The 11341-nt window shown below is 70.5% G+C and carries 10 protein-coding genes; 3 read left to right on the forward strand and 7 right to left on the reverse strand.

Annotated features, from left to right (window positions below):
* Positions 1-17 precede the first annotated feature (17 nt).
* Together IE255_RS10735 and IE255_RS10740 are read left to right on the forward strand one after the other, a co-directional pair.
* Positions 18-956 (forward strand): M56 family metallopeptidase, encoded by a 939-nt coding sequence (locus IE255_RS10735; RefSeq protein WP_190050114.1) that lies wholly within the window; start codon positions 18-20, stop codon positions 954-956.
* Positions 957-1072: 116 nt separating this feature from the next.
* Complete coding sequence (locus IE255_RS10740) at positions 1073-1216, forward strand: hypothetical protein (protein ID WP_190049931.1); 144 nt, start codon at positions 1073-1075, stop codon at positions 1214-1216.
* Positions 1217-1362: 146 nt separating this feature from the next.
* On the opposite strand, the gene recQ is transcribed toward IE255_RS10740, so the two are convergent.
* The gene (gene recQ, locus IE255_RS10745; RefSeq protein ID WP_372487608.1) at positions 1363-3432 is read right to left on the reverse strand and encodes a DNA helicase RecQ; all 2070 of its coding nucleotides are present in this window, start codon (positions 3430-3432) and stop codon (positions 1363-1365) included.
* A 306-nt stretch (positions 3433-3738) separates the two neighbouring features.
* On the opposite strand from recQ, the gene IE255_RS10750 reads away from it, so the two are divergent.
* Positions 3739-4257 carry a hypothetical protein gene (locus IE255_RS10750; protein ID WP_190049933.1) on the forward strand — a complete coding sequence of 173 codons (519 nt, stop codon included), beginning with the start codon at positions 3739-3741 and terminating at the stop codon, positions 4255-4257.
* An 89-nt stretch (positions 4258-4346) separates the two neighbouring features.
* Here IE255_RS10750 and nuoN read toward each other — a convergent pair whose 3' ends face one another.
* The 6 genes from nuoN to nuoI are packed head-to-tail and all read right to left on the reverse strand — an operon-like array spanning position 4347 to position 11326.
* Entirely contained in the window at positions 4347-5996 is a 1650-nt protein-coding gene (nuoN, locus tag IE255_RS10755; RefSeq protein ID WP_190049934.1) for an NADH-quinone oxidoreductase subunit NuoN, read from the reverse strand.
* Positions 5993-7564, reverse strand: a complete 1572-nt coding sequence (locus IE255_RS10760; RefSeq protein ID WP_190049935.1) for an NADH-quinone oxidoreductase subunit M — start codon at positions 7562-7564, stop codon at positions 5993-5995. Before IE255_RS10760 ends, nuoN begins: the two co-directional genes overlap by 4 nt.
* Before the next feature lie 5 nt (positions 7565-7569).
* Positions 7570-9534 carry an NADH-quinone oxidoreductase subunit L gene (gene nuoL / locus IE255_RS10765; protein WP_190049936.1) on the reverse strand — a complete coding sequence of 655 codons (1965 nt, stop codon included), beginning with the start codon at positions 9532-9534 and terminating at the stop codon, positions 7570-7572.
* A gap of 15 nt (positions 9535-9549) precedes the next feature.
* Positions 9550-9849 (reverse strand): NADH-quinone oxidoreductase subunit NuoK, encoded by a 300-nt coding sequence (gene nuoK / locus IE255_RS10770; protein WP_003992252.1) that lies wholly within the window; start codon positions 9847-9849, stop codon positions 9550-9552.
* Positions 9846-10688, reverse strand: coding sequence for an NADH-quinone oxidoreductase subunit J (locus IE255_RS10775; protein ID WP_190049937.1), 843 nt, complete (start codon positions 10686-10688; stop codon positions 9846-9848). The genes nuoK and IE255_RS10775 overlap by 4 nt, the downstream gene beginning before the upstream one ends.
* Positions 10685-11326 carry an NADH-quinone oxidoreductase subunit NuoI gene (nuoI, locus tag IE255_RS10780; protein ID WP_190050115.1) on the reverse strand — a complete coding sequence of 214 codons (642 nt, stop codon included), beginning with the start codon at positions 11324-11326 and terminating at the stop codon, positions 10685-10687. The genes IE255_RS10775 and nuoI overlap by 4 nt, the downstream gene beginning before the upstream one ends.
* Positions 11327-11341: the final 15 nt, after the last annotated feature.

Genomic DNA, 11341 nt, shown 5'->3' on the forward strand with positions numbered 1-11341 from the left:
AACCGGAGCCCGTGGCAATGACCGTCTGCCTGCTCCTGCTGAGCGTCGTGGCCGTGACGGCCGCCGTACCCGTGCCCCGTGCGCTGACCCGGGCCACCTGGCCCGAGCGGGAACCGGTGGTGGCGCTGTGGGTGTGGCAGTGCCTGGTCGCCACGGTCCTGCTGTGCTGCGTGACGGCGCTCTCCCTGGGTGCCGCCGCCGTCTTCGGCACCGTCCGCGCCCAGCTCTTCGCCCCCGCTCCGCCCGCCGTGACCGCGGCGTACGACCTGTCCACCGCCCCGCCGTGGGCCGCCGCCCTCACCCTGCTGCTGGCCTGCGGCGCCGCCTGGACGACCGCGATGCTCGCGCGGGAACTCGTCGAGGCCCGCAGGCGCCGCGCCCAGGCCCGCGCCCACCTGCGCGAACGCGCCCCCGACCTGCCGGCCGGCCTGCCCGCCGCCCGGGGACCGCTCCTGGTCCTGGAGGACGAGTACCCCGACGCCTGGTGGATGCCCGGCAACCCGCCGCAGCTGATCGTCACCACCGGTGCCCTGCACCGCCTCACCGGCCACCAGCTGGACGCCGTCCTCACCCACGAGCGCGGCCACGCCCGCGCCCGCCACGACTGGCTGCTGCACCTGTCCACCGCCCTGGCCACCGGATTCCCCCGCATCCCGCTGTTCGCCCACTTCTGCGACCAGACCCACCGCCTGGTCGAACTCGCCGCCGACGACACGGCCTCCCGCCGCTGCGGCCACCTGACCACCGCCCTGGCCCTGATCGAGCTCAACCAGCACCGGGGCGTCCTGTCCTGCGCCTCCAGCCACCGCCTGCTGGGCGAGCGGGTCGACCGCCTCCTGGAGCCGCCGCCCCGGCTGGGCCGCCGGCACCGGGCTCTGACGACCACGACGGCCGCGCTGGTGCCGCTGCTGCCCCTGCTGATCGCGTTCGCACCGGGACTGACGGCGCTGTCTTAGCCGGACCGTTCGGGCCATGCCGGACCGGCTGGGCCGTGGGCCGGACCGGCTGGACCACGGGCCGGGTCGGCTGGGTCTAGCCACACCGGCTGGGCCATTGCCAGACCGGCTGGGCCATGGGCCGGACCGGCTGGATCCAGGCACACCGGCTGGACCATCGCCGGACCGGCTGGGCCATGGGCCGGACCGGCTGGATCCAGGCACACCGGCTGGACCATCGCCGGACCGGCTGGACGATGGGCCACACCGGCTGGATCTAGCCACACCAGCTGGACCATCGCCGGACCAGCTGGGCCATGGCCACACCGGCTGGGCCCTAGCCACACCGGCTGGTCAAGCCGGACCAGCTCAGGAGCCGTTGGCGGATCCCCCTACGGGCCCGACGCCCCCCAGGGCGAGCCCGGCCCTATATCCAGTCCTCGGGCTCCGGCTCGGCGTCCAGCTCCGGCCAGTCGTCCGGTCCGCCCGTGTCCTGGCCGGGTGCCTGGCCCGGAGTTGAGCCGGTGGTCGGAGCCGAGTCGGCCGCCGGAGTCGAGCCGGGCGGCCCGCCCAGGGACGCGAGCACCTCCAGCACGCCCTCCCCGTACGTCGCGAGCTTCTTCTCGCCGACCCCGCTGATCCCACCGAGTTCGGTCACCGACGCCGGCCACACCGTGGCGATCTCCCTCAGCGTGGCGTCGTGGAAGATGACGTACGCCGGGACGCCCTGCTCGCGGGCCTGCTCGGCGCGCCAGGCGCGCAGGGCCTCGAAAGCCGGCAGCAGTTCCTCGGGCAGCTCGGCCGCGGCCGTCCTGGCCTTGCGCTCGCTCCGCCCGGAGCCGGAGGACGACGAGGAGCCCGACCGGGAGGTCACCGGCTTCTTCGGCTCCTTGCGCAGCGGCACCTCACGCTCCCGCCGCAGCACCGACCCGCTGGCCTCCGTCAGCACGAGCGTGCCGTACTCGCCCTCCACGGCGAGCAGCCCCTGGGCCAGCAACTGCCGGATGACGCCCCGCCATTCGCCCTCGGTCAGGTCGTCGCCGATGCCGAACACCGACAGCTGGTCGTGGTCGAACTGGATGACCTTGCCGGTCCGCTTGCCCAGCAGGATGTCGACGATCTGCACCGCGCCGAACTTCTGCCCCCGCTCCCGCTGGAGCCGTACCACCGTCGACAGCACCTTCTGCGCCGCGACCGTGCCGTCCCAGGTCTCCGGCGGGGTCAGGCAGGTGTCGCAGTTGCCGCAGCCGGCCGGGTCCGGGTCCTGGCCGAAGTAGGCGAGGAGCTGGCCCCGGCGGCACTGCGCCGTCTCGCACAGCGCCAGCATCGCGTCCAGGTGGGCCTGGGCCCGGCGCCGGAAGGCCTCGTCGCCCTCCCCGGACTGGATCAGCTTGCGCTGCTGTATGACGTCGTTCAGCCCGTAGGCCATCCAGGCCGTCGACGGCAGCCCGTCCCGGCCGGCCCGGCCCGTCTCCTGGTAGTAGCCCTCGACCGACTTGGGCAGGTCGAGGTGGGCGACGAAGCGGACGTCCGGCTTGTCGATGCCCATGCCGAAGGCGATGGTCGCCACCACGACCAGGCCGTCCTCCCGCAGGAAGCGGGACTGGTGGGCCGCGCGGGTGCCCGCGTCCAGGCCCGCGTGGTAGGGCACCGCCTCGATGCCGTTGCGGCTGAGGAACTCGGCGGTCTTGTCGACGGAGTTGCGCGACAGGCAGTAGACGATGCCCGCGTCGCCCGCGTGCTCCTCGCGCAGGAAGGCCAGCAGCTGCTTCTTCGGGTCGGCCTTCGGCACGATCCGGTACTGGATGTTGGGCCGGTCGAAGCTCGCCACGAAGTGGCGGGCCGTCGGCATGTTCAGCCGCTCGGTGATCTCCTGGTGTGTCGCGCGCGTGGCCGTCGCCGTGAGGGCGATCCGCGGCACGTCCGGCCAGCGCTCGCCGAGCAGGGACAGCGCGAGGTAGTCGGGCCGGAAGTCGTGGCCCCACTGGGAGACGCAGTGCGCCTCGTCGATCGCGAAGACGGAGATCTTGCCGCGCGAGAGCAGATCGAGCGTGCTCTCCAGCCGCAGCCGCTCCGGCGCCAGGTACAGCAGGTCCAGCTCGCCGGCGAGGAACTCGGCCTCCACCACCCGCCGCTCGTCGAAGTCCTGCGTGGAGTTCACGAACCCGGCGCGCACGCCCAGCGCCCGCAGCGCGTCCACCTGGTCCTGCATGAGGGCGATGAGCGGCGAGACGACCACGCCCGTACCGGGCCGGACCAGGGACGGGATCTGGTAGCACAGCGACTTGCCGCCACCGGTCGGCATGAGCACCACGGCGTCGCCGCCCGCGACCACATGGTCGATGACGGCTTCCTGCTCGCCGCGGAAGGCGTCGTAGCCGAAGACCCGGTGCAGCGCGGCCAGCGCCTCGCTCGCGTCGGCGCCCAGCGGCCCGGCGGGGCCACCGCCCGCACCCGTCCCGGCCCCCGTTCCGGTCACCGCGTCCAGTTCCGTCATCACACCCGTCCCGCCCGTAGCGCCCATCGTTCCGTCCCCCCGTGCGTCGCGCCTCGACCACTGCGTCCACCATAGGCGCCCGCACCGACAGCCCCGGAGTTATCCACAGGTCCCACCCGGTGGATGCGACAGGCCCACACGGGCGTTCGACTCAGCTCAATGGACGGCTCGCCTGGCACGCCCCCACGGGCCGGGCGATGCTGCTCACGCGGGACGGGGGAGGCCCGCAACCCCTGATCGGGCGCCTCGGCGCCCCCTCGACGGGCGCCTCCTTCCTGGCGCCCCTCCCGCAAGGAGCGACACGACATGTCACCCCTCAAGGCCGCCTGCGCTCTCGCCCTGACGACCGCGCTCTCACTCGCCGCGGTCCCCGCACACGCCACCTGGAAGGACCCCGGGCCGGAGAACGAGCTCGACCGGACCTACGCCGCGACGTCCAAGTACCGGAACCTGAAGCGCGCGATCAAGGACGACTACTTGCGGAACAACGCCTGCGTCGCTCTCCTCGGGGAAGGCGGCATGGGCTACCACTACGTCAAGCAGCAGCTCATCAACTCCACCGACCCGGCCCAGCCCGCCGGACTCGCCTACCACAAGGACAAGAAGGGCAAGAAGCGCCTCGGAGCCGTGGAGTGGATCGTCCGTGACGCCGACCAGAACGTGAAGACGGACTGGGACCGTCCGGTCATGTTCGGCGACCAGAAGTTCGACGGGCCGGAGGAGATCCCCGGGCTGGGCGTCGTCTACACGCTGCACGCCTGGATCTACAAGGACAACCCCCGGGGCGTCTTCTACCCCTGGAACCCCAGGGTGACGTGCCCGTGACCCGCCCGCGTCCCTGAGGGCTCACGCGCGAGCGGGACCCGGCTCCCGAAGGAGACCGGGTCCCGCTCGCGCGTACCGCCCAGGGGGTGTCAGCGGACGAACACGCCCGCCTGCCCCGCCAGGTCCAGGAAGTACTGCGGCGCCACACCGAGCACCAGCGTGACCGCCACGCCCACCCCGATCGCCGTGATCGTCAGCGGCGACGGCACGGCCACTGTCGGGCCCTCGGGCCGCGGCTCGCTGAAGAACATCAGCACGATGACGCGGATGTAGAAGAACGCCGCGATCGCCGACGAGATCACACCGATCACGACGAGCGGGGCCGCACCGCCCTCCGCCGCCGCCTTGAACACGGCGAACTTCCCGGCGAAGCCGGAGGTCAGCGGAATGCCCGCGAAGGCCAGCAGGAACACCGCGAACACGGCAGCCACCAGCGGAGACCGGCGCCCCAGCCCCGCCCACTTGGACAGGTGCGTCGCCTCACCGCCCGCATCGCGCACGAGCGTGACCACCGCGAAGGCGCCGATCGTCACGAACGAGTACGCGGCCAGGTAGAACAGCACCGACGACACACCGTCCGGCGTGGTCGCGATGACACCCGCGAGGATGAACCCGGCGTGCGCGATCGACGAGTACGCCAGCAGCCGCTTGATGTCGGTCTGCGTGATCGCGACGATCGCACCGCCCAGCATGGTGACGATGGCCACGGCCCACATGACCGGCCGCCAGTCCCAGCGCAGGCCCGGCAGGACGACGTACAGCACCCGCAGCAGCGCGCCGAACGCCGCCACCTTCGTCGCCGCCGCCATGAACCCGGTCACCGGGGTCGGCGCGCCCTGGTACACGTCCGGCGTCCACATGTGGAACGGCACCGCGCCCACCTTGAACAGCAGGCCCATCACCAGCAGCGCCGCGCCGACGAGCAGCAGCGCGTCGTTGCCCATGGTGTCGGCGAGCGCCGGGTTGACGTCCTGGACCGTGCCCTCGACGACCTGCGCGATCGTCGCGTACGACATCGAGCCCGCGTAGCCGTAGAGCATCGCGATGCCGAACAGGGTGAACGCGGAGGCGAAGGCGCCGAGCAGGAAGTACTTGACGGCCGCCTCCTGCGACATGAGCCGCTTGCGGCGGGCCAGGGCGCACAGCAGGTACAGCGGGAGGGAGAAGACCTCCAGCGCCACGAACAGCGTCAGCAGGTCGTTGGCCGCCGGGAAGATCAGCATGCCGGCGACGGCGAACAGCAGCAACGGGAAGACCTCGGTGGTGGTGAACCCGGCCTTGACCGCGGCCTTCTCGCTCTCGCTGCCCGGCACGGACGCGGCCTGCGCGGCGAAGGAGTCGACCCGGTTGCCGTGCACCACCGGGTCCAGCCGCCGCTCGGCGAAGGTGAACAGGCCGACCAGGGCAGCCAGCAGGATGGTGCCCTGGAGGAAGAGGGCCGGTCCGTCGACGGCGATCGCGCCCATCGCCGCGATGCGCGCCTTGGTCGTGCCGTACCCGTCGGCCGCGAGGGCGACGACCGCGGCGAAGGCGGCCACGAGTGCCACGACGGACACGAACATCTGGACGTAGTAACGCGACTTGCGTGGGACGAACGCCTCGATCAGGATCCCGATGATCGCCGCTCCGACGATGATCAGGGTGGGCGCCATCTGTCCGTACTCGAACGTCGGCGCGTCGATCTTGGTGATCGGTTCGACCGCGGTTGTCCACAGGCTGTGGACGGCTGATGCGCTCACTTGGCCGCCTCCACCTCGGGCTGGGGGTCCTTCTTCTGTACGTCGGACATGGTCTGCTTGACCGCCGGGTCGACGATGTCCGTGACGGGCTTCGGGTAGACGCCCAGGAAGATCAGCAGTACGACCAGCGGCGCGACCACCACGAGTTCCCGCACCCTGAGATCAGGCATCGCGCTGACCTCCGGTTTCACCGGGCCCGTCATCGTCCGCTGGTAGAGGACGAGGGTGTAGAGGGCGGCGAGGACGATGCCGAAGGTGGCGATGATGCCGATCACCGGGTAGCGCGTGAACGTGCCGACCAGGACCAGGAACTCGCTCACGAACGGCGCCAGTCCGGGCAGGGACAGGGTCGCGAGGCTGCCGATCAGGAACGTGCCGGCGAGCACCGGTGCGACCTTCTGCACTCCGCCGTAGTCGGCGATGAGCCGCGAGCCGCGCCGGGAGATCAGGAAGCCCGCGATCAGCATCAGCGCGGCGGTCGAGATGCCGTGGTTGACCATGTAGAGCGTCGCCCCGGACTGGCCCTGGCTGGTCATCGCGAAGATGCCCATGATGATGAAGCCGAAGTGGGAGATCGACGCGTAGGCGATCAGGCGCTTGATGTCGCGCTGGCCGACCGCGAGCAGCGCCCCGTAGATGATGCTGATCAGGGCGAGGACGAGGATCGCGGGCGTGGCCCACTTGCTGGCCTCCGGGAAGAGCTGGAGGCAGAAGCGGAGCATCGCGAAGGTGCCGACCTTGTCGACGACCGCCGTGATGAGCACGGCGACCGGGGCGGTCGACTCCTGCATCGCGTTGGGCAGCCAGGTGTGCAGCGGCCACAGCGGCGCCTTCACCGCGAAGGCGAAGAAGAAGCCGAGGAACAGCCAGCGTTCGGTGCTGGCCGCCATCTCCAGCGAGCCGTTGGCCCGGGCCTCGGCGATCTCGGTGAGCGAGAAGTTCCCGGCGACCACGTACAGGCCGATCACCGCGGCCAGCATGATCAGGCCGCCGACCAGGTTGTAGAGGAGGAACTTCACCGCCGCGTACGACCGTTGCGTCGCCGCCGCCTTCTCGCCGTGCTCGTGGGCACGGTCCCCGAAGCCGCCGATGAGGAAGTACATCGGGATCAGCATGGCTTCGAAGAAGATGTAGAAGAGGAAGACGTCGGTGGCCTCGAAGGAGAGGATCACCATCGCCTCGACGGCCAGGATCAGGGCGAAGAAGCCCTGCGTGGGCCGCCACCGCTTGCTGCCGGTCTCCAGCGGGTCGGCGTCGTGCCAGCCCGCGAGGATGATGAACGGGATCAGCAGGGCGGTCAGCGCGATCAGCGCCACCGCGATGCCGTCCACGCCCAGTTCGTAGCGGACGCCGAAGTCCGCGATCCAGGCGTGGGACTCGGTGAGCTGGTAGCGCTCGCCGCCCGGGTCGAAGCGCACGGCGATGACGATCGCCAGGACCAGCGTGGCGAGCGAGACGAGCAGCGCCAGCCACTTGGCGGCGGTGCGCCGCGCGGCCGGTACGGCGGCCGTGGCGATCGCCCCGACGGCCGGGAGCGCCGCTGTCACTGTCAGCAGAGGAAAGGACATCGGTATCAGACCGCCCTCATCAGCAGGGTCGCGGCGACGATGACCGCCGCGCCGCCGAACATCGAGACCGCGTAGGAGCGGGCGAAGCCGTTCTGCAGCCTGCGCATCCGCCCGGAGAGGCCGCCGACCGAGGCCGCCGTGCCGTTGACGACGCCGTCGACCAGGGTGTGGTCGACGTAGACCAGGGACCGCGTGAGGTGCTCGCCGCCGCGGACCAGGACGACGTGGTTGAAGTCGTCCTGGAGCAGGTCGCGCCGGGCGGCCCGGGTGAGCAGCGAGCCGCGCGGGGCGACGGCCGGGACCGGGCGGCGGCCGTACTGCGCCCAGGCGGCGGCGACGCCGATGACCATCACGGCGACCGTGGACAGCGTGACCGTGAGGGCGCTGACCGGCGGGTTGCCGTGGTCGTGGCCGGTGATCGGCTCCAGCCAGTGCAGGAAGCGGTCGCCGATGCTGAAGAATGCACCGCCCGCCACCGACCCGACGGCCAGCACGATCATGGGGATCGTCATGACCTTGGGCGACTCGTGCGGGTGCGGCGGGGTGTACTCGCCGCGCGTCTCGGCGGCGGGCTCCACGTCCGGCTGGGCCGGGGACGGCGTCGGGGCGTTGCGCCAGCGCTCCTCGCCGAAGAACGTCATCAGCATCACGCGCGTCATGTAGTACGCGGTGATGGCCGCGCCGAGCAGGGCGCAGGCGCCGAGGATCCAGCCCTCGGTACCGCCCTTGGCGAACGCCGCCTCGATGATCTTGTCCTTGGAGAAGAAGCCCGACAGGCCCGGGAATCCGATGATCGCGAGGTAGCCGAGGCCGAAGGTGACGAAGGTGACCGGCATGTACTTCCGCAGGCCGCCGTACCTCCTCATGTCCACCTCGTCGTTCATGCCGTGCATGACCGAACCGGCGCCGAGGAACAGCCCGGCCTTGAAGAAGCCGTGCGTCACCAGGTGCATGATCGCGAAGACGTAGCCGATGGGGCCGAGGCCCGCGGCGAGGATCATGTAGCCGATCTGGGACATGGTCGAGCCGGCCAGGGCCTTCTTGATGTCGTCCTTCGCGCAACCGACGATCGCACCGAAGAGGAGCGTGACGGCACCGACGATGGTGACGACCAGCTGCGCGTCCGGTGCGCCGTTGAACACGGCCCCGGAGCGGACGATCAGGTAGACGCCCGCCGTCACCATCGTCGCGGCGTGGATGAGGGCCGAGACCGGGGTCGGGCCCTCCATCGCGTCCCCGAGCCAGGACTGGAGCGGCACCTGGGCGGACTTTCCGCAGGCGGCGAGCAGCAGCATCAGGGCGATCGCGGTGAGCTTGTCCTCACCGGCTGCGCCGGCGAGCCCGGCCTCCTCGTGGCTGCCGAGCACCGGCCCGAAGGCGAAGGTGCCGAACCAGAGGAACATCAGCATGATCGCGATGGACAGGCCCATGTCGCCGACGCGGTTGACCAGGAAGGCCTTCTTCGCGGCCGTGGCGGCGCTGGGCTTGTGCTGCCAGAAGCCGATCAGCAGGTAGGAGGCGAGGCCGACGCCCTCCCAGCCGACGTACAGCAGCAGGTAGTTGTCGGCGAGGACCAGCAGCAGCATCGCCGCGAGGAACAGGTTCAGGTACCCGAAGAAGCGGCGGCGCCGCTCGTCGTGCTCCATGTACCCGACGGAGTACAGGTGGATCAGCGATCCGACGCCCGTGATCAGCAGCACGAACGTCATGGACAGCTGGTCGAGCTGGAAGGCGACGTCCGCCTGGAAGCCCTCGACCGGGATCCAGCTGAACAGGTGCTGGGCCATGACGCGGTGTTCGGCGTCCTGGCCGAGCATGTCGGTGAACAGGACCAGGCCGAGCACGAAGGAGACGGCCGCGAGCAGCGTGCCGATCCAGTGGCCGACGGCGTCCAGCCGGCGTCCGCCGCACAGCAGGACCGCCGCTCCGAGCAGGGGCGCCGCCACCAGCAGCGCAATCAGGTTCTCCACGATTCTTCCGACCCCTTACAGCTTCATCAGGCTGGCGTCGTCGACCGAGGCCGAGTGGCGGGCGCGGAACAGGGACACGATGATCGCGAGCCCGACCACGACCTCCGCGGCGGCGACGACCATCGTGAAGAAGGCGATGATCTGGCCGTCGAGGTTGCCGTGCATGCGGGAGAAGGCGACGAACGCGAGGTTGCAGGCGTTGAGCATGAGCTCGATGCACATGAACACGACGATCGCGTTGCGCCTGATCAGCACGCCGGTGGCGCCGATCGTGAACAACAGGGCCGCGAGGTAGAGGTAGTTGACGGGGTTCACTTCGACGCCTCCTCGGGCCGCTTGAACGTGGCCGGCTCGATGGCCTTCCGCCCCAGGCGCTCCTCGGCACGCTGCTCCAGGGCCCGCAGGTCGTTGAGCGCCTCCTGCGACACGTCCCGGATCTGGCCCCGCTCGCGCAGCGTCTTGCTGACGGTGAGGTCGGAGGGGGTGCCGTCGGGCAGCAGGCCCGCGATGTCGACCGCGTTGTGCCGGGCGTAGACACCGGGCGCCGGCAGGGGCGGCAGCTGCTTGCCCGAACGGACGCGTTCCTCGGCGAGTTCGCGCTGCGTCTTGGCCCGTTCGGTGCGCTCGCGGTGGGTGAGCACCATGGCGCCGACGGCGGCCGTGATGAGCAGGGCGCCGGTGATCTCGAACGCGAAGACGTACTTGGTGAAGATGAGGGCGGCGATGCCCTCCACGTTTCCGCCCGCGTTCGCCTGGCCGATGCCGTTGAACTCTCTGAGGGAGGCGTTGCCGATCCCGGCGATCAGCAGGACGCCGAAGCCGAGCCCGCACAGCAGGGCCAGCCAGCGCTGGCCCTTGATGGTCTCCTTCAGGGAGTCCGCCGCGGTGACGCCGACGAGCATCACCACGAACAGGAACAGCATCATGATCGCGCCGGTGTAGACGACGATCTGCACGACGCCCAGGAAATAGGCGCCGTTGGCGAGGTAGAACACCGCCAGGATGATCATGGTCCCGGCGAGGCAGAGCGCGCTGTGCACGGCCCTCTTCATGAGGATGGTGCACAGGGCGCCGATCACCGCGACGGTGCCGAGGATCCAGAACTGGACGGCCTCTCCAGTGGAGGTGGAGTAGGCGGCGAGCTGGGCGGTCATCGGCCGATCACCTTCCCCGACGCCGGTTCGGTCCCGCCGAAGGTCGAGTCGGCCTCCTGGACGACCTCGCCCTTGGAGTGGGCGACCTGCTGCTCCGTACCGGGCGCGGCCTCGGTGACCAGGCCCCGGTAGTAGTCCTGTTCGTCCGTCCCCGGGTAGATGGCGTGGGGCGTGTCGACCATGCCCTCCTCCAGACCGGCGAGCAGTTGCTCCTTGGTGTAGATGAGGTTGGCCCGGCTGGAGTCGGCGAGCTCGAACTCGTTCGTCATCGTGAGCGCGCGCGTGGGGCACGCCTCGATGCACAGGCCGCACAGGATGCAGCGGGCGTAGTTGATCTGGTAGACGCGGCCGTACCGCTCGCCCGGGGAGTAGCGCTCCTCGTCGGTGTTGTCCGCGCCCTCCACATAGATGGCGTCGGCGGGGCAGGCCCACGCGCACAGTTCGCAGCCGACGCACTTCTCCAGGCCGTCCGGATGGCGGTTGAGCTGGTGCCGTCCGTGGAAGCGCGGAGCCGTGGTCTTCTGCTGCTCCGGGTACTGCTCGGTCAGCCGCTTCTTGAACATGGCCTTGAAGGTCACGCCGAAGCCGGCCACCGGGTTCTGGAAACCGGGCTTGGTGTCCTTGGGTTCCTCACCCATCGAACGCTCGAGTTC

It is taken from the genome of Streptomyces lomondensis, from assembly GCF_014651035.1.
Taxonomy (GTDB): domain Bacteria; phylum Actinomycetota; class Actinomycetes; order Streptomycetales; family Streptomycetaceae; genus Streptomyces; species Streptomyces lomondensis.